The 18,736-nt window shown below is 62.6% G+C and carries 16 protein-coding genes; 15 read left to right on the top strand and 1 reads right to left on the bottom strand.

The window, feature by feature from the left end; genetic code table 11:
- Nucleotides 1–23: 23 nt before the first annotated feature.
- The 15 genes from AB6B39_RS07300 (at nucleotide 24) to AB6B39_RS07370 (ending at nucleotide 15,516) form a co-directional block, all read left to right on the top strand.
- Nucleotides 24–2,045 carry a heavy metal translocating P-type ATPase gene (locus AB6B39_RS07300; RefSeq protein WP_371398738.1) on the top strand — a complete coding sequence of 674 codons (2,022 nt, stop codon included), beginning with the start codon at nucleotides 24–26 and terminating at the stop codon, nucleotides 2,043–2,045.
- 801 nt (nucleotides 2,046–2,846) lie between these two features.
- Complete coding sequence (locus AB6B39_RS07305) at nucleotides 2,847–3,485, top strand: antirestriction protein ArdA (RefSeq protein WP_284369254.1); 639 nt, start codon at nucleotides 2,847–2,849, stop codon at nucleotides 3,483–3,485.
- 3 nt (nucleotides 3,486–3,488) lie between these two features.
- Complete coding sequence (locus tag AB6B39_RS07310; protein ID WP_284369253.1) at nucleotides 3,489–3,692, top strand: hypothetical protein; 204 nt, start codon at nucleotides 3,489–3,491, stop codon at nucleotides 3,690–3,692.
- A 2-nt stretch (nucleotides 3,693–3,694) separates the two neighbouring features.
- Nucleotides 3,695–4,174 (top strand): hypothetical protein, encoded by a 480-nt coding sequence (locus tag AB6B39_RS07315; protein WP_284369252.1) that lies wholly within the window; start codon nucleotides 3,695–3,697, stop codon nucleotides 4,172–4,174.
- A complete protein-coding gene (locus AB6B39_RS07320; protein ID WP_284369251.1) occupies nucleotides 4,171–4,785 on the top strand; it encodes a hypothetical protein in 615 nt (204 codons plus the stop codon). Before AB6B39_RS07315 ends, AB6B39_RS07320 begins: the two co-directional genes overlap by 4 nt.
- Nucleotides 4,782–6,674 carry a ParB/RepB/Spo0J family partition protein gene (locus AB6B39_RS07325; protein ID WP_284369250.1) on the top strand — a complete coding sequence of 631 codons (1,893 nt, stop codon included), beginning with the start codon at nucleotides 4,782–4,784 and terminating at the stop codon, nucleotides 6,672–6,674. The genes AB6B39_RS07320 and AB6B39_RS07325 overlap by 4 nt, the downstream gene beginning before the upstream one ends.
- Nucleotides 6,675–7,522: 848 nt before the next feature.
- A complete protein-coding gene (locus AB6B39_RS07330; protein ID WP_284369249.1) occupies nucleotides 7,523–7,849 on the top strand; it encodes a DUF736 domain-containing protein in 327 nt (108 codons plus the stop codon).
- 168 nt (nucleotides 7,850–8,017) lie between these two features.
- On the top strand, nucleotides 8,018–8,797 hold the full coding sequence (locus AB6B39_RS07335; RefSeq protein ID WP_284369248.1) for a DNA -binding domain-containing protein: 780 nt from the start codon (nucleotides 8,018–8,020) through the stop codon (nucleotides 8,795–8,797).
- 151 nt (nucleotides 8,798–8,948) lie between these two features.
- Nucleotides 8,949–9,173 (top strand): helix-turn-helix domain-containing protein, encoded by a 225-nt coding sequence (locus AB6B39_RS07340; protein WP_284369247.1) that lies wholly within the window; start codon nucleotides 8,949–8,951, stop codon nucleotides 9,171–9,173.
- On the top strand, nucleotides 9,166–9,603 hold the full coding sequence (locus tag AB6B39_RS07345) for a DUF2840 domain-containing protein (protein ID WP_284369246.1): 438 nt from the start codon (nucleotides 9,166–9,168) through the stop codon (nucleotides 9,601–9,603). The genes AB6B39_RS07340 and AB6B39_RS07345 overlap by 8 nt, the downstream gene beginning before the upstream one ends.
- On the top strand, nucleotides 9,597–10,163 hold the full coding sequence (locus AB6B39_RS07350) for a S26 family signal peptidase (RefSeq protein ID WP_371398739.1): 567 nt from the start codon (nucleotides 9,597–9,599) through the stop codon (nucleotides 10,161–10,163). Before AB6B39_RS07345 ends, AB6B39_RS07350 begins: the two co-directional genes overlap by 7 nt.
- Before the next feature lie 261 nt (nucleotides 10,164–10,424).
- Nucleotides 10,425–12,311: a DUF3363 domain-containing protein gene (locus AB6B39_RS07355; protein WP_284369244.1), complete on the top strand. Its 1,887-nt coding sequence runs from the start codon at nucleotides 10,425–10,427 to the stop codon at nucleotides 12,309–12,311.
- Nucleotides 12,312–12,563: 252 nt separating this feature from the next.
- Nucleotides 12,564–13,064, top strand: coding sequence for an AraC family transcriptional regulator (locus tag AB6B39_RS07360; protein WP_371398740.1), 501 nt, complete (start codon nucleotides 12,564–12,566; stop codon nucleotides 13,062–13,064).
- A gap of 53 nt (nucleotides 13,065–13,117) precedes the next feature.
- Complete coding sequence (locus tag AB6B39_RS07365) at nucleotides 13,118–14,551, top strand: DUF3703 domain-containing protein (RefSeq protein WP_284369242.1); 1,434 nt, start codon at nucleotides 13,118–13,120, stop codon at nucleotides 14,549–14,551.
- Nucleotides 14,548–15,516, top strand: coding sequence for a hypothetical protein (locus tag AB6B39_RS07370; protein WP_284369241.1), 969 nt, complete (start codon nucleotides 14,548–14,550; stop codon nucleotides 15,514–15,516). The genes AB6B39_RS07365 and AB6B39_RS07370 overlap by 4 nt, the downstream gene beginning before the upstream one ends.
- 136 nt (nucleotides 15,517–15,652) lie before the next feature.
- Here AB6B39_RS07370 and AB6B39_RS07375 read toward each other — a convergent pair whose 3' ends face one another.
- Complete coding sequence (locus AB6B39_RS07375; RefSeq protein WP_371398741.1) at nucleotides 15,653–18,637, bottom strand: error-prone DNA polymerase; 2,985 nt, start codon at nucleotides 18,635–18,637, stop codon at nucleotides 15,653–15,655.
- Between the last annotated feature and the right edge of the window lie 99 nt (nucleotides 18,638–18,736).

Genomic DNA, 18,736 nt, shown 5'->3' on the forward strand with positions numbered 1-18,736 from the left:
TCTCAAAAGAAGTTAGGATTCCCATGGGGGCTGAACACACGGCGGACGACCACGATCACGGGAAGGGCAAAGCCCACGGGTCGGGCGACGGACATAATCACGACGATCTGATCAGCCGCATTCTCGGTCCGCGCGCGGAAGTCATCTTCGCGGTTCTGGCGGGCGTCTTTCTGCTCATCGGCTGGCTCGGCCCCAAATTCGGTTTGGGCGAGCCCATCGCATTCGGCGCGCTCCTGGCGGCCTATTTCTTTGGCGGCTATTACGCCCTGCGCGAAGCTCTGGGCAGCGTCTTCCAGGGCCGGTTTCAGATCGACTTCCTCATGCTGGTCGCGGCGACGGGCGCGGCGATCCTCGGCGAATGGGCGGAGGGCGCCTTCCTGCTCTTCCTCTTTGCCATCGGCCACGCGCTTGAGAACTTCGCCATGACGCGCGCGCGAAACGCCATCACGGCCCTGGCGGATCTCGCCCCGGACGAAGCCCTCGTGCGCCGTGGCACGGAAACCCTTACCGTGCCGATCGACCAACTCGTCATCGGCGACATCGTGGTGGTGCGCTCGAATGAGCGCCTGCCCGCCGACGGCTTTGTGGTGCGCGGCGAGAGCGCCGTGAACCAAGCGCCGATCACGGGCGAGAGCGCGCCCGTCGACAAACAGCCCGTCTCCGATACCGCGCTCGCCGCCGCCAGTCCTGATAGCGTGTCGGCGGACAGCCGCGTCTTTGCCGGGTCCATCAACGGCACGGGCAGCCTCGATATTCAGGTGACCCAACTCGCAGGCGAGACCACGCTTGCGCGCGTTGTGCAGATGGTCAGCGAGGCCGAAACCCGGCAGTCCCCGACACAGAGCTTTACCAAGAAGTTCGAACGCATCTTCGTGCCGTCCGTGATCGTGCTCGCCGTTCTCGTCGCGCTGTCCTTCATCGTGCTGGACGAGACGCCGTCCGAGAGCTTCTACCGCGCCATGGCCGTGCTGGTGGCGGCGAGTCCCTGCGCGCTGGCCATCGCGACGCCGAGTGCCATTCTCTCCGGCGTGGCCCGTGCCGCGCGCGGCGGTGTGCTTATCAAGGGCGGTGCGCCCCTGGAATCGCTCGGCAAGCTCGACGCCATCGCCTTCGACAAGACCGGGACCCTGACCGAAGGCGAACCGCGCCTGACCGATATACAGCCCTATGGCGGCGTGACGGAGGAAGAGCTCCTGCGTGTCAGTGCTGCCGTGGAGACCCTGTCCGATCACCCGCTTGCTCAGGCCGTCGTGCGTGACGCGGCGGACCGTTTGCCATCCATTCCTGACACGGCATCGGGCTTTGGAAGCATTACGGGACGCGGCGTCAAAGCCGAGTTCGAAGGCCAGACCGTGCATATCGGCAAGGCCGCGCTTTTCTCGGAAGTCCCCGGTTTGCCCTTGCCTGACGATTTGCGGGCGAGCGTGGCACGTCTGTCTGAAAATGGACGCACGACCATGATCGTGCGGCAGGGCGACAGTTATCTGGGTGCCATCGGTCTCATGGACACACCGCGCGAAGCGTCCAAGCCCGTTATCGCGAAACTGCGAGAGCTGGGCATTAAGCGGATGATGATGATCTCCGGCGACAACCAGAACGTCGCCGATGCCGTGGCGCGCGAGGTCGGGCTGGACACCGCCTTTGGCGACCTCATGCCGGACGACAAGGTCACCAAGATCAAGGCGCTCAGCTCCGAGCAAGGTGTCGCCATGGTCGGGGACGGCGTGAACGATGCCCCCGCGATGGCCAATGCCACGGTGGGCATCGCCATGGGTGCAGCGGGATCGGACGTTGCGCTTGAGACCGCCGACATCGCGCTCATGGCCGATGATCTCGAAACCCTGCCCTTCGCCGTCGGACTGAGCCGGGCGACGAGCCGCATCATCCGCCAGAACCTCTGGGCGAGCCTCGGGATTGTCGCCTTCCTCATTCCCGCGACGTTGCTGGGTTTACGTATCGGTCCGGCTGTTCTGATCCACGAGGGGTCGACACTCATCGTGGTGTTCAATGCGCTGCGGCTGCTGGCTTACAGGGATCCGGCTTGAGACACTCTTGGACGGCGTACCGAATACGAACGACCATAGTCTCAGATCGTAAAGGCCTGATAGCTCTCGTGTCCCGGTCTACTGATCTTCAGCCTTAGTAAGGGCGCATCCCGGCAAGCCGGGACCGGGCCATACTCGCTGACGCTCGCCGGGCTTCCCCTCGCTACGCTCGGCGCGATCCCGGCCCTTCGGGTGACTGTCCCTTGCGCGCCGAACGCGGCTCGGCCGACGGAGCCGCTGACGCGGCACGGATCCCGCTCCCGCTTTCGAGCAAACTCGAAAGCCACTCGCCGCGGGGTCTTCAAGCCTTCGCAATGACACCGCGCTCGAACCCACCGACACGGCGCCTTGCGCCAGCCGGCGAGACCTCGCGCTTCTGATCTTTTCCAGCGGCGGCTCGGCGCGTCTCTCGCTGACGCGAGGGTCTTGCCGCGCGGGAGCCGCGAGCAGCTTGCGACACGCTTCGCGGGTCGGTCCGCTCGCCCGCTGGCGCGTCTTGTCGGCATGTCTTCTTGCCTCTTCAGATTAGAGGATACCCATTTGGTGTCGATGGGTCAGCGGTCTCTCAAAGCCTCAAAGGTGTTTGTTTCCCCGGCGTCCGGGTGGGGCGGCAGACCGGGATGGCACGGGGCGGTCGGCGCGCAAGGGTCCGGGTTCATAAGTTCGTCTGTGTGTCTTCGCCTGCCTACCTTTCACCCTTGCGCCCCGCCCTGATGCCCCGCGCCTGCCCGTCCTTCCTAGCCGCCCCACCCTCCCGCCGGGGGAAACTGCGCGGGGCGGAGCAGAGATGGAGGAGAGACCATGACCAGCCCGCAACCCGCGATTTTTGCCGCAACCGCCAGCCTGCCGCCTGACGGCGGCGGCGCGGGGTCGTTGCCCGCGCCCGCCCGGACCCTGACGACTGCAAGACCCGCGCCCGCCAACCCCAGCGGCGACCGTCCGGCCATCTATGTGGCCTGCCTTGCTAGCTACAATTCCGGCATTCTGCACGGCGATTGGATTTGGGCCGATGACGCCGACGACATGCGCGACGCGACCCGCGCCATGCTGGCGCGGAGCCCGGAGCCTGACGCCGAGGAATGGGCCATCCACGACCATGCGGGGTTCGAGGGCGCGCGCATCGAGGAATATCAGAGCTTCGAGACCGTCGCGGACATTGCCGGGTTCATCGAGGAACTGGGCGAGCTGGGCGCGAAGGTGCTGGAGCACTTCGGGCAGGACTTGGACGACGCCCGCAAGGCGTTCGAAGACTATTGCGGCGAGTTCGAGAGCTTAGCGGATTATGCCGAGGAACTGACAACCGAGTGCGGGACAAACATCCCGGAGAGCCTGCGCCATTACATCGACTATGCGGCGATGGGCCGAGACATGGAAATCAACGGCGACGTGTTCACCGTCCAGTCGGGCCATGCCGAAATCCATATCTTCCGGGGGCATTGATCCATGCCCTATTATCTTCTCTACACCCAGACGCTGAACCCGCACGTTCACGAGAGCTACCGCAGCGTCATCCGACGCGCCCGCTCTTTCCTGAAAGACAAGCACCGTAGTGCCGAATGGCGCGAGCAGCGCCGCGCTCTCTACCGCGCGGTCCCCTTTCACCACTTCCAAGCCCGTCGCATCGTCGCAATGATGGGAGGGCTATAGTCATGGCGTTCCTTGAGACTTTCGACGGCTTTGTCTGCGAAGGCGACACCATTGCGGCGCAGGTGGACGGCTATACTGTGACCGCGCGCGTGGTGCGCGACGACACCCCCGACGCGCCAGACCAGCGGCAAGACGGCTTTTGGCCGACACTGGACCCCCAGGACGCCGGCTTTATCGGCGCGGGCAAGACCGACGCCGACCTAAAGACTGCCAAGGCGACAGCCAAAGCGGTCATGGACGCATGGGAAGCGGATGAGTGGTTCTATTGCGGAATCGTCGTTTGCGTGTCCCGCGCGAGCGTCACGCTGGACGACCACGCGGCGAGCCTTTGGGGCATTGAAGCCAATTACCCCGATAATGACAACGCCTATCTGACCGAAGTCGCGCGCGGGCTTGTGCCAGAAGCACTGGACGCCGCGCGCGTCGCGCTGGCGAGCCTGTGCGCGGGTTGCGGCTTTGCGGATGCGGAGGCGTTCGCATGACCGCCCCGATACACCAAGCACCCACGCCGATGATGGCGCAATATCTCGCCATCAAGGCCGAGGCCGGGTCCGACACACTGTTGCTCTACCGCATGGGCGACTTCTACGAAGTCTTCTTCCGGGACGCCGAGCGCATGTCGGCAGCGCTCGACATCGCCCTGACCCGGCGCGGCAAGCATCGCGGCCAGCCTATCCCGATGGCGGGCGTCCCCGTCCACTCGTCGGAAACCTATATCGCACGGCTGGTGAAGGCGGGCTTTTGCGTCGCGATTGCGGAGCAGACGGAAGACCCGGCGCAGGCTAGGCAGCGCGGACCTCGTGCCGTGGTCCGGCGCGAGATCATCCGCGTCGTGACGCCGAGCGCCACGACGGAGCCTGACACCCCGCCCTTGCAGACGGAGACGACCGAGGAGGGCGAGCAGACGCTCATCCACGGCGTTCGGCCCGTCACCCTTGGCGAGCGCCTGACTGCCAGAACCCGCCATCCCTCGCGCCCGCGTCGGAACCCGAACGCGCGGCAACTCCCATGTGACCTTGGCCTCTTTGATGAGGTGGGCCGAGCGCAGACTGACCTGTTGGACCTCATCGATCATATGGAGACCCAACCATGACCGCACCCCAAGTCAAGACCCGCCCGCAACGCGCGGCCAAGCCTGCTGCAAAGGAGATGACCCCGACGCAACGCAAACCCCGACGCACGGCAAAAGCCAAAGCCAAGCCGCAGCCGCCCCGTCTTGAAGCGCCCAAGGGCAGCAAAGTCGTCAAAATGATCGACCTGAAGGACTTGCATGTCAGCAAGTTGAACATGCGCTACGGCGAGGACGCCCCGGATATTGATAACATCTATCCGAGCGTTCTGGCCTCCGGCGTCAATCAGTCCCTGCTCGTGCGCAAGGAGGGCAAGGGCTACGGCGTCATCGCCGGACGCCGCCGCTGGTATGCTCTCACGCGCCGCGCCGCCGAGACGGGCCAGCCCCAGACTGCACCCTGTCTGGTCATGCAATCGGGCGACGACATCGCCGCGATGGAAGCCTCGCTGTTGGAGAATGTCGCGCGACTGCCATCGACCGAGATGGAGCAACTTGCCGCCTTCAAGGCGCTGGCGGATGCGGGCGAAACAGTTGAGGGCATTGCCACGACCTTCGGCCTGACGGCCTTGCGCGTGAAGCGCGTGCTGGCCCTCGCCAACGTTCACGGCGACATCCTCGCGCTGTATGAAACGGAGGAAATCAGCCACCGCAGCCTGCGCTACATGACGATGGCGACCGCCGAGCAGCAGGCCGCGTGGCTGGAACTCTGGCGCGGCGACGATTACGCGCCGCAGGAAAGCTACCTCAAGGACTGGCTGACGGGCGGGGCCAGTATCGAGACCTGCGCGGCGCTGTTCAACGTGGCAAGCTACCCCGGCAACATCATCAGCGACCTGTTCGGGCGCGAAGAAGGCTCCGGCTATTTTCAGGACGCTGACCTGTTCTGGGAGCACCAGAACCGCGCCATTGCGGCCAAGGCCGACGCAATGCGCGCGGACGGCTGGGGCAACGTGACAGTGCTGGAACGTGGCGAGAGCTTCCCGAACTGGGACTATGGCAAACGCAGCAAGGAAGCAGGCGGACACGTCTTCATTGAGGTTGGGCATGACGGGTCGGTCACCGTCCGCGACGGCCTGTTACACAAGCGTGACATCGCCCGCATCGACGCCATTGTTCGTCCGAACGACACGAGCGCGAAGGCATCCGCCGCAATGGCCAAGCCCGAAATGTCCGGCCCCATCGCGGAGTATGTTCGCCTGCACCGCCACGCCATCGTCAGCGCCAGCCTGTTGGACGCGCCCGGCGTGGCTTTGCGGGTCGTGGTTGCGCATATGTTGGTGGGCAGCGACCGCTGGACCTGCGAGCCAACCAAGACGACGAGCCGCAAGGAGACGACAACCGAGAGCGTGGCGGCGAGCGTGTCCGCCGTTCGGCTGGCAGAGGAGCGTCAGACCGTGTTCGACAGCCTCGGTCTGGAAAAGGAAACGCCGTGCTACGGCGAACCGAAGCACCTCGCTACTGGCGACTTCGCCGCTGTGTTCGCATCCATGCTAGCGCAGGAAGACGCGACCGTCATGCGTGTGTTGGCGCTCGCCATGAGCCAGACGCTGTCATCGGATAAAACAATTGTGGAAGCCGTCTGCATGGCGACCGCGCCAGACATGGACACGCTCTGGTCGCCGGATGATGCGTTCTTTGACATTCTGCGCGACAAGCGAGTCCTCAACGCCATGCTGCGTGAGATCGGTGGCAAGCGGCTGGCGGACAGTATGGTCAGCGAGCCGGGCACGAAGCAGAAGACGGCCCTGCGCAATCGCATCGCCGGGGTCGGGGTGACGCCGGAGGAGGCCAAGCCGGACTGGCGTCCGCGCTGGATGCAGACGCGCCCCGGCTGGTATGTGGAGCGCCGGACCTGCCCGCCCGCGCAAGGCGCGGCGGAGGTCGTCAAGGCGTTCAAAGCCGACGCATAGCAAGACAATGCGCCGCCGTCGCGTCGCAACCCCTAATCGCTTTCGCAGGATTCTCTCCATTCCTTTGGAAAGCGTCAGGAGCCGTGCGAGAGACCGCACGGCAACCGGGCCACACCGCTCCCCGCATGGGGGCGGTGTTGTCATGTGCGGCTCATAAGTAACCGCCCGGCGCAATGAGCCGGGCAATCGGGACGGGTTTGGCTTGCCGCAGTCCACAGGATGTCAGGGCAGCCCGTCGCGCCTTTGACGAAGTCGATATCGCCGCAAACCTCGGCACGGCCCAACCACAGGGTCAGCCAAGAACAGGGATATGTACGCCCGTCCCGTTCGCCGGACTTTGCCGTCTTCAACCAGCCCGCAGCCGCTGGTGGCGCTCTTCCCGCAAAGGCCCGCCAGACCCGGGAAGTTCGTCTGGCGGCAAGCCCACGACCTTCGCCGGGATGCGCCCTCGCCAATGCGGATCCAGGCAGGGTGAGGGGCAGACATCCGCATGACGAGCGCACCTTCAAAGGCCCGTGTCCAAGGAGTTTCCATGATGTGCAGACATCCCAGCCCCCTTGCCAAGGCCGCTCTCTCCAGAAGTTCGAGACGGGCCGCAAGAGCCCGATGCCCTGTTGTCGATTTGACCTGAGCGACACGTCGGGGCCGGTAAACCGGGCGTGCAGACTTATTTCCCCTGCGCCCCGAAAAAGGGGGGCGCATTCCTCGCGAGACAAATAAGCCCGCCCGCCCGGTCCTCCGCTGCGCTCCGGCCGCAAGCGGTTACGCGGCCCCGCCGCGCCGCTCTCTTCGGTCATCGTCAACAGGGCATCGGGCCCTCGCGACCCTAACTTATGGAGAAAACGACCATGGCAAACGCACTGGGATACATCACGGAAACCGACACGGGCTTTGAAGGCACACTCGCCATGCTGACCCTCACCACGCCGATCCGCATCGTCGAGAACGCGGCGAAGGACGAAGGCAGCCGCCAGCCGGACTTCCGGGTTCTGGCAGGCGGCTCGAGCGCCCCGATCGGCGCAGGCTGGACGAAGACGGCAAAATCCTCGGGACGGGACTACATCTCCCTGACCCTGGCCGACCCCGCCATCGGGCCGCGCAAGGTCTACGCCAATATCGCCCCTGTCAAAGGCGAGGAAGGCCGCCACGTCATCCTCTGGAACGCGGCAGGCTAGACCCACCCCGACTGCCCGGCCCTCACGCCGGGCGGTTGCATATTCGCCGCATTTGACTCCTTGGTGTTAACGAATATAGGACTATGTTCCTATTTTGTTCTCAAGGTGAGACGAGACCGGGCTGATGCAAAGGAGGCGAGGTTTGTGGGGCTGGAACGAGACATAGCGATGTCGGATGGCGCTTGGGCGTGGGAGGGGTTGCGGCGCAACCCAGCCTATCGCGCCGCATGGGCGCATCACGAAAACCGCGTTCCCGTGCCGACAGACGCGCGGGGCAGTCTGCGTTACTTGCGCGCCGAGAAGCCCTGCCTTGAGGCTGAAACCTTCGGTCTGATCGTCTTTGCCGACCCGGATTTGCCCGCTTCCGAAGCGCCCGTCTTCTGGGAGCCGGGGCTTTTGGCGGGCACGCTGCGCGTGCGCCTGGGTGAAGTCTCTGGAGACGGAGAGCAATCTGATCACGGATTATCCATCGGGTCGCTGCGATGTTGTCCGACGGTCCTCGATACGGTCGACGGACTGCGCCATATTCGTCTGGGCGGCCACACTTTCTGGATTCAGATGACGACACAGGACCGTCCCGAACTTAGTGAAGACACGCCTATCGAGGTCGTGCTGGACGGGCGAGACGGCGTGCGTCACCGCATTCGAACGCTACAGCAGATCATGAACATACATGAGGCGGGATCCGTCGATGCCGCGCTCCCCAAACGCCGTCCGAACCGGCTGAAGCTCGCGGAAGGCTTGCTGGCCTATGACGTTGCCATGAGGCTGGACGGCGGACGCGGCACGTTGCGGGATGTCGCCGTAGCCCTCTTCGGAAGTGCTCGCATCGACGCGGAATGGCCCGCCAACAAGTCACTTAAGAACTATGCCGCACGGGCACGGGACCGGGGCCGTCTTTTTGTCGAAGGCGGCTATCGCGGCCTGCTTCGCAGTGCCACGTTCTAGCTCGCAGAGATGCGCCGTGCGCGTCAATTTGTAGGGTATCGGAATCGGCGTTAACGATTCCGGGACTCCTCAGACCAATTAAAATAGGAATATAGTCCTTTCATAAATCCGGCTTCGGGTCGCCGGGTTTTGGAAACTGAAAGGACTACACATGACGAACATTCAACCCAGCCCCTACCTTACGCCCGAAGAGGCCGGGGCGTATCTCCGGCTCGAACCCCAGACGCTCAATAACATGCGGTGGAAGGGTCTCGGCCCGAATTACCGTAAGCATGGCGGCAAGGTTCTCTATCACCGCGACGAGCTCGATGCGTGGTCTAAGTCGCGCGACGCGGGCGACCATCGGGTAATCGAGACGAGCCGTGACAATGCGTGATCCGCTTACGGTCGTGACGGAACGCTACCGTAAGAACCGTCTCAACTACCGCATTCTCTTTGGTGTGCCGACGCGCTGTGTCCGGCTCGATTGGCAGCGCAAGCTGCAGGTGTTTCGGCCTGGAGATCTGTTCGCTTATGAGCGCTGGGAGGGCAACAGATACGGCACGCAGAGCTGGTCGATTGTCGTATGTCGCGCGTCGAAAGGCGGTCGTTCTCTGACACGATTACCGGGCATCCTACCCGGCGTCGAAGTACTCGTTCACGCGAAAGCACGCACGCAATGTGAGCGCATCTTCGCATGGCTCGATGCTTTGAAGGCCGTGAACCGAAGTCCTCTGTCAATTCCGATACGCCAGTGGCGCGCGGTTCAGATGGCTCTTAAAACCGGAGCGGACATGCCCGCTCTGGCGAAGATCTCATCATGTTGATCCGCTATCTGGGCATGGGGTCTGTGGCGCTGCTTTGCGGTGCTGCGCTCTTCCAGATCGTGCGCCCCAGCGTGCCGCGATTGCTCTACAATCCGTCGCCCAGCGCGCCTGTCGGATGGTATCGCGTCGAGCCGTCCCGCCCTGTAAGGCGGGACGAGCTGGTCGCCGCTTTTGCGCCGCCGGAGGCGGCTGCGCTGGCCATCGAGCGGCAATATCTGCCGCCCGATGTGCCGCTTATCAAGACGGTCTGGGCCGTGGAAGGCGAGCAAATTTGTCACGACAGCCGCCGCGTTAGGGCCCCGGATCGGCCCTCGCTTGTCGTGCTGACGCGCAACTCGCTGGGCCGATCCTTGCCGTCGAAAGACGGGTGTTATGTCCTCGCCGAAGGCGAGGTCTTTCTGGTCTCCACCGATGTGCAGACCTCTTTTGACAGCCGATATTTCGGGCCAGTCGCGGTCTCCGACCTGCTTGGTCCGGTGCGCTATCTGGGTCGTTGGCGCAGTCGAAATGCGCGTTTGCAGGATCGTCGGGAAACTGGCGAGGGGGCTGGGCACGGGTGATGGGCGTGGAGGGCAAGATAAAAGGGGGTGGTGTCACCACCCGGCTAACGCCTTGTCTGCACATCGGTTTTCGTAACTCCATCGACCAAGGTCGTGGAGTTGCGAGTTTTGCGGTTTTTCCAGCCCATGCTGGGAATATCCGAGGTGTCACCTTGTATTTGACTATGTCCGCATACCGGAAGCCTGCTTGTGTCGTCTGACGGGGACGACCGCTTCGAGGTTCGCCTTGGGCGCATTCGCTCACCTTCCGGCCATCGTCGGATGCGAGGGTTTTTCGAGCGCGTCGGCAAGGGCGCGAAAGCCAAGCGTGGAGGCTTCGAAGGCGTGGGTGGTTCGCCTGTGCGCCAGATGCAATTTCAGCGGCGCGTGATGGTCAAGGCGTCCATTCGCAAGATGGAAATATCCGGTCTTGCGAAATTGAAGAAACATCTCGCTTACATCGAGAGAGATGGTGCCGATGAACGCGGTAAAACGGCCAGGCTTTTTGGACCCGATGAAGGATTAGCCGAACCCGATTTGAATAGCCCGGACCGGGCAGAAAGCTTTGCAGAAAGATGTCGTGATGATCGGCATCACTTCCGGTTCATTGTCGCTCCTGAAGACGCTGGGAAAATGGAAAGCCTTTCGGACTTCACACGCGATCTCGTCAGCCAGATGGAAGCCGATCTCGACACAAAGCTCGAATGGGTCGCGACCAATCACTACGACACGGGCCAGCCACATACTCATCTGATTGTCCGGGGCGTCCGCGACGATGGAACCGACCTCGTCATTCCTCGACGCTACATCTCTCAGACGCTGCGGAAGCGTGCGCAGGCCTTGGTCGAAACAGAACTGGGTCCGGTCTCGCAAATGGAAGGTCGAGTTCGACTGGCCAAGACAATCGAGGCGAGACAATTCACGCCGCTCGACCGTGGCTTGTCGGACCTAGAGAATGATGGCGTTATCGATATGTCGGCACCCGTGCCGCGGGGTCGGGTTTGGTTGCGCCAGATCCAGGTCCGGCGGCTGCAAACGCTGGCGCGAATGGGCTTGTCGGAAAATATCGGATCTGGGCGTTGGAAGGTCGAGCCGGACTTCGCAGATACCTTGCAGAGAATGGGCGAGCGTCGCGATATAATTAGAACGCTCCATCGCCGTGTCGGAGGCATCGATGGGCGGGATCCAAACAGCTGGGTCGAAGGACTGGTAACGGAGCGAAACCGATTTGATCCAAACCGGATTGGCGCTGTCCCGGTCACGGGTGTGGTGCGCCATTACGGGCGACAGGACGACACAAAGCCCGGAGGCTTTGTCGTCATCGACAGCGAAGCCGGCACAAGCCTCTACGCGAAAGTCGCGGATGACGACGTGTTTGAGACGCTGAAGAGCGGCCAGGTCGTGACACTATCTCCCCATAGCCGCGAGCCCAAATCGGTTGACCGCAGCATCGCTGCTTTTGCCGAAGCGAGAGGCGGTACCTATAGCGAGGTCGCGCATGTCCTAGAAGGCGACCGCGTTTCGGAAGAATACGCACGCGCTCACGTCCGCAGGCTCGAAGCGCTACGTCGGCAGAAAGTCGTCGCGCGCCAAGCGGATGGGACCTGGCGCATTCCGTCGGATTATCTCGACAGGGTGGCCGACTACGAGATGCGACGCACTTCGAATATGCCTGCGTCACTCTCGCGGGAGAGCCGGTTGGCCCTAAGCCAGATGGAGACCGCGCGCGGGGTGACCTTGCTGGATCGGAAGCTTGCAGAGAACTCAGCCGGGATGAACACGGGAAAGCTGTTCGAAACTGCGCTGAGTCATCGGGTGAATGTTTTGAAGGGTATGGGCATTGAACTGGACGAGAATGGCAGGCTGCCAGACGGCGCGCTGGACAAGCTACGGTCAATCGACTTGCACGATGCGGCGGATCAGATTGGGAACACACTTGGCAAGGCCTATCGGCCTCTCGGTCAATCGCGTCGTGTCGGCGGAACATTTCGCGAGACGGTCGAGAGGCCGAGCGGCAAATTCGCCGTCATTGAGCGCTCACGCGAGTTTACGCTCGTGCCTTGGCGTCCTGTTATGGATCGGCGACTGGGTAAGTCGATTGCTGGGCGTGTTTCCGGTTCTGGTGGCATAAGCTGGGACGTGACAGGACGAAGCGGGCCTCAGAGATAATCTACATTCGGGGTTCTTCGAAATTCAGCTTACAAGGCTTCAGCCTTTTCTTACGCCGCTTTTGAACGCTAAAGATTTATTATGACAAAGGCTTGGAACGGAGAAAGCAGATTTGCGGTGGGCCGCATACATTATCGCGGACCAAGCGGTGACAACGCTATGCACCGTCACGCAGCTTTGCAGTTAGTTTTAGAGGGCAAAAGCATTCGCTTTGAGAACGGGCGTTGCGAAGTCCCTTCATATATTCGGCCTATGGCGGCGCACCAACTGGAGCGCGCAGAGCACGTCGAGCTGTTGCTGATCGAGCCATCGTCTCGGTTCGGCCAAACTTTGTTGAACTCTCTGCCCGCCAAACCCATCGGAGCTCTACCGCGGGGGATTTTGCCAATCGACCACGATGGCGACGACCCTGTTGCGCCACTGCCCAAGCCACTTGTTTCTGCGTTGGACCACCTGAGCGGAGAAGGCGCTATGCAACGCACGATTGGAGAGGCTGCTAAGGCGGCAGGGGTGTCGGTGTCGCGGCTTCGCGCCATAGCGAACGGGGCGCTCGGCGTATCGCTGTCGCGCTGGCGGTTATGGCAAGCGTTGCAGACGGCGCTGCAGCACCTCGCCGAAGGCGACAGCGTGGCGATCGCAGCGTTCGCCGCCGGTTTCTCCGACCAGGCTCACCTAACACGAAGCATGAAAGTGACACTCGGGCTGACACCGGGCGCAGTGCTGGCGGGCGTGGGTTTGCGCGAAGGGTCGTAAGCCGCAGGCGATCTGTTCAATACCGCTGGGCAGGAACGGTCTAGCAAGGCCGCATGATTTACCGACGACTTGACCGCGCGCGCCTCCGGCGTGCATATGACCAGGAGCTCAAGATGTTCTGGGGAGCGCGGCGTATAGGCGACCGCGAGCTGGCTTGGGGCCACCTTGAACGCGCCCACATCCTGAGCCAGCGATACTTCACACGGCACTGGCATACGCATTGGCTCATGCTGCGCCTTGCGCGCGAGGAAAGAAACCGCGCCGAGGTGCGAGGACAGATTCGCCGCCTCGCGGCGGTACCGCTGGGCTGGGCAGGCGGCTGGGTCCCCAAGGGCAACACCGGCGGCGCAAATGTTCATCCCCTCAAACCCATGTCTGTCGAAGGAGATCTTGCCGAGGCGCTGGAGGGCTACTCGCCGTGGAAGGATGTAGCGGTGCGTGTGGCTGTCGTCGTCACGGTCCTGCTCATGGTGCTGTGGGCACGATCCGCTTGGAGCGAGGTGCGGGAGCGCAATGGCGAGTTCCTAACGGTCACTGCGTCAGCGGCCTCACAGTGCACTCCGGTTCCTGCGCTGGAGGGTGCAGAGGATATCGTACTCGACACGGCAGCCGGACGCGGCTTTGCCGTTGGTGGAGACCGACGTGCTTTTCGTGGAGGCGGAGCTGGACGTTCGCGCGTGTTCGCTTTTCCGGCAGACGACCCTCACGCCGCGCGGGACACTACACCCGACGAGCCAGCCGAGCTTAAAGGCTTTGGTGCAGATCTTCTGCGCAAGCCCGATGGCTCTGTGTGGCTAGGTATTGCAAACCGTTCAAACGTTGCGCACGGCATCGAGGTCTACGCTGTCGCTGAAGACGGCTTCCTTACCCATTATAACACGCTGACCTCGCCGGACTTCCGCAATCCAAACGACCTTGTGCTCCTGTCGCCCAGCTCTGCTTTGGTTACGCTCGACAAGCGTTCGCCCGCTGGCACGATTTGGGAAGTGGTGGAAGGCGCGCGCCGCGCAGCAACGGGCCGCGTCGTGCATTTGGAGCAAGGCAGTATGGAGACGATCGCGGACGGTCTTCTGTCGTCCAATGGCATCGTCCGCCTCGACAATGGCCGGGTTGCTGTTGGGGAGCTTGTTGGGCGTCGTGTTTCGATCTTTGCGCCAAACTCTAATGGCGATGCCTACCAACTGGAACGACGGATCGCGCTGCCGTTTGCCGTAGACAATCTCACTTCGCCCGATGGGCGTACGCTCTGGGCTGCGGGCCATCCGAAGCTGCTGACTCTCGCGAGAGGCTACCAGCGCGACGAAGAACATAAGTCGCCATCAATGGCGGTGGCCGTCGATTCCGTGACGGGCACGGTGCGAACGCTTTTTCAGGACGATGGCCACCTTTTGTCCGCGAGCTCGGTGGCTGTAGCCCTTCCTGACAAGAGGATGCTGGTCGGCACGGCATTCGGTCCGGCGGCTACGCTGTGCGAGGGGCGTTCGTGAAATCTGCGGTTTGGTCGCTGGTGCTGGTCGCAGGCCTGTTGGTCTCGCTCGCTGCATTCGCCTTTGCGAGTCACGCGCTGGCGACGAATGACGCCGAGCGGCATTGGCGCGAGCGCCCGGTAGTCTTGCTCTCCGACTTCGGCACGGTGGACCGAGTGGAGGTTACGGTTCTTGCAGGCCCGAAGGCCGACCATGACAAAGGCTATGTGGGCGAACCCGGCTTGTCGCTACGGCTCGATGTAGACGGCACAGTCTGGCTCTTCGACTTGGGACTCGGCGCACGCGACGCGCAGGACACGGTGCGGACGAACGCTAGACTGGCTGGTGTCGACCTTAGCGAGACCGATGCCGTCTTCCTGTCGCATCGCCACCGCGACCACATGGGCGGTGTCTCAGCTGAAAAAAGCGGACGGCTCGACCTTACGGGCATGGGACGCGACGACCTGCGCATCGTTGCTCCGCTAAGCGCTCTTGATATGCCGGAGCACACTGTCACGGAGATCGCGCAGCCTGCGGTCTTGGGCGAAGGAGTGGCGAGCCTCGGTCCGATCCGTCGCGCACTCTTTATAGGCCCAGTTGACGAGCAGGCCATGATCCTGGACGTGAGGGATTATGGTCTCATTGCCGTCGTCGGCTGTGGGCACCAGACCCTGCCGAAGCTGGCCGAGCGCGTGGTCGAGGTCTTCGGTCGACCCGTCAAGGCCGTGATTGGAGATCTCCACTATCCGGTGCCGGAGGGGCGTCTTCGCGTGGCTGGCATAGACGCCCAGCGATGGCTCGCGTCAGGAGGCGGGCCGCTCAGCCCTGCAGGACAACAGGATGTGGAGGCGTTTGCGACATGGGCTTTTGAAAGCGGAACGGACCTCTTCCTTGTGGGCCACGACACCCATGACACAGTGCTGGCATTGCCAACTGTAAACTCGCTGGCAGTTGGACAGGTCCTTATCCTGCCCGAGGTTGATTGAGGCCAAAAGGCTTTTTCCAAATTACGTTCGCTTGAGTGACAACACCACGAGTTGCGAAAAGATCTATGCCAGCATTTGGGTTTTTGAATACCATGATAATAGGACAGGTTTTCGGGCACGTTTTTCGTCGTAGGCACTAACGAAAATCCCAACTCGGAAACAGCTTGTTGGCCTGGCTACGCGGATGGCGGGCCGCGCCGTGGGAGTAATAGGCAGTGACATCCTTGCGGTCGCGTGAACGGTCGGTTTTTGGCTCTGCACCCAAAGGATCGTCTTTCGCGGGCTGATGGGGTTTGGGCACATGTGAGGCTTTCTGGTTGCGCGCGATAGACGTTGAGCTTTGCACAGGCGCGCGTACATGGTCGGCATTGTCATGGCCTGGATAGATCGCCTCATCACCATCCCCGAGCATGTCGAGCAAATAAGACAAATCCTCTATATGTTCGGCAATGACATTGGTGACGATGCCTTCGCGCTGGAATATGCCGTGCACACGCAGCAGGCGACCGGACATGACCTCGGCGCGGTATTTTGGAAAGACGGTGTTGCCCCAGACGATGATGTTAGAGACGCCGCCTTCGTCTTCCAACGAGAGGAACACGACACCGCTCGCCGTGCCGGGGCGCTGCCGCGTGACGACCAAGCCGCAGACCGTGACGCGGCCGCCGTCCGGGTAGTCGCGCAGCGCGGACGAGACGGCGCGCGGCCCAAGTTGGTCGGACAACAAGGTCAGCGGATGTTCGCGCAGGGTCAGCCGCGTCGAGACATAATCTTCATAGACCTGCTGCGCGCAGGTCAGCTCGGGCAGGAGCGAGGCGATGTCCGGTAAGCCTTCGCCCGCTTGCGCAAAGAGCGGCAGCGGCCCGCCCTTAGGCAGGGCCTTGATCCGCCATAGCGCTTCGCGGCGGTTGATGCCATAAACGTGAAAGGCGTCGGCATGGGCCAGACGCGACAGCGTGCGTTGTGACAGGCCTGCGCGCCGCCACAGCGCATCGATCCCGGCATAGCCATTAGCGCGGCACGCCGTCAGCCATTTCGCTTCCGATTCCGGAATGCCCTTGATCTGGCGAAAGCCCAAGCGCACGGCGAGGTCGCCCTTGCCGTCGGGTTCCAGCGTGCAGTCCCAATAGCTGTTCTCCGCACAGACGGGCCGCACGTCTACGCCGTGGCGCTCCATGTCCTGCACGATCTGCGCGGGCGCGTAGAACCCCATGGGTTGGGAATTGAGCAGGCCGCAGCCGAAGACTTCCGGATGATGGCACTTGAGCCAGCAGGAAACATAGACGATCAGCGCAAAACTCGCAGCGTGGGATTGCGGAAAGCCATATCCGGAAAAGCCTTCGAGCTGGCGGAACACGGCTTCCGCGAAGTCGCGCTCGTAGCCGTTCTCCAGACAGCCCTGAATAAATCGCTCGCGGTGGATCTGGATGCGGCCCGGCCCCGATGAGCTGGCGAGCGATCGGCGCAAGTGATCCAACTCGCTAGCACTGAAGCCAGCAGCAATCGATGCAATTTCCATGGCTTGTTCCTGGAAGAGCGGAATGCCGAGTGTCTTTTCGAGAGCTGGCTCGAGGGCAGGACTTGCGTATTTCACAGGTTCCTCGCCCCGCCTGCGCTTGAGATAGGGGTGGACCATGTCGCCCTGAATCGGGCCGGGGCGGATGATAGCGACTTCGATGATGAGGTCATAGAACGTGCGTGGGCGCATGCGGGGCAGAAACTGCATCTGCGCGCGGCTCTCGATCTGGAAGACGCCCAATGTGTCCGCCACGCAGATCATGTCATAGACGGCCGGATCCTCCTGCGGGCAGTTCGCCATGGTCAGGTCTATGCCCTTCCAGACGCGCAGCATGTCGAAACTTTTGCGCACGCAGGTCAGCATGCCAAGCGCGAGCACGTCGATCTTCATCATGCCCATGACGTCGATGTCGTTCTTGTCCCATTCGATAATGGTGCGGTCCGGCATGGCGCAATTCTCGATAGGGCAGAGCGCGTCCAGCCGCCCATTGGTGATGACGAAGCCGCCGACATGCTGGGATAGGTGGCGGGGAAAGCCGTTGAGCTCGGTCGCGATCGACAAGGTTAGGGCGACACGGTGCGCTTCCGGGTTCAGGCCGACGCTCTTGGCGCGTTCCGGCGTCACCGCCCCGTCGCGCCAGCCCCAGACCTTGGAGGCCAGCGCGCGGATGTTGTCCTCGGAAAGCCCCAGTGCCTTGCCGACTTCGCCGATGGAAGACCGCGTGCGAAAATGGATGACGGTCGAACAGATCGCCGCGCGGTGGCGGCCATATTTAGCGAAGATATATTGGATGACCTCTTCGCGCCGCTCATGCTCGAAATCGACATCGATGTCCGGTGGCTCGTTGCGCACGTCGGAGATGAAGCGCTCGAAGACCATATTGATGACGTCGGGGCTGGCCTCCGTAATGCCCAGCGCGAAGCAGACGACGGAGTTGGCAGCCGAACCGCGCCCTTGGCAAAGAATGCCCTGGCTGCGCGCATAGGACACAATGTCCTGCACGGTCAGAAAATAGGGCGCATAGGACAGGCGCGCGACGAGAGAGAGTTCCTTCTCGACCAGCGCGCGCACCCTGTCCGGCACGCCGCCGGGATAGCGCCAGCGCAGGCCGTCTTCGGTCAGGTTGCGCAGCCGCGTGTCCGGGTCGAGGCCGTCCAGCACTTCGTCCGGATAGTCATATTGCAGTTCGGACAGGCGGAAGGCGCAATCGCGCGCGATGCGCAGCGTGTTGTCGATGGCCTCGGGGTAGAGGCGAAACATGCGCCGCATCTCGAACTCAGATTTCAATCGGCGTTCGGCATTGAGCAAGGCGTTCTCGCCGAGCGCGTCGATGCCCACGCCCAGCCGGATGCAGGACAGCACATCGGCAATCTTTCGGCGGTGCGCCGCGTGCATGAGGACATTGCCGAGCGTGACGACGGGCAGGCTCTCGCGCTCTCCCAGCGCAGCAATCATGGCGAAACGATCCGTATCACAGCCATCGTAAGCGGGCGCCATGCCGAGATAGAGGTCGCCTTTGAAGGCGTCGCGCACCGTCGGGATCGCGTGGACAGATTGCACCGGGTCGCGCAGGATCAGGACCGTCTCGGACAGGCCGGACACGACATCTTCCAGCTCCAGATGACATTCGCCTTTCTCCGCCCGGCGCTTTCCCAGAGTTCAGCAGACGGGTCAAGCTCGCATAGCCGGCCAGCGTCTTCG

This window comes from Algimonas porphyrae (genome assembly GCF_041429795.1).
In the GTDB taxonomy this organism is placed as follows: domain Bacteria; phylum Pseudomonadota; class Alphaproteobacteria; order Caulobacterales; family Maricaulaceae; genus Litorimonas; species Litorimonas porphyrae.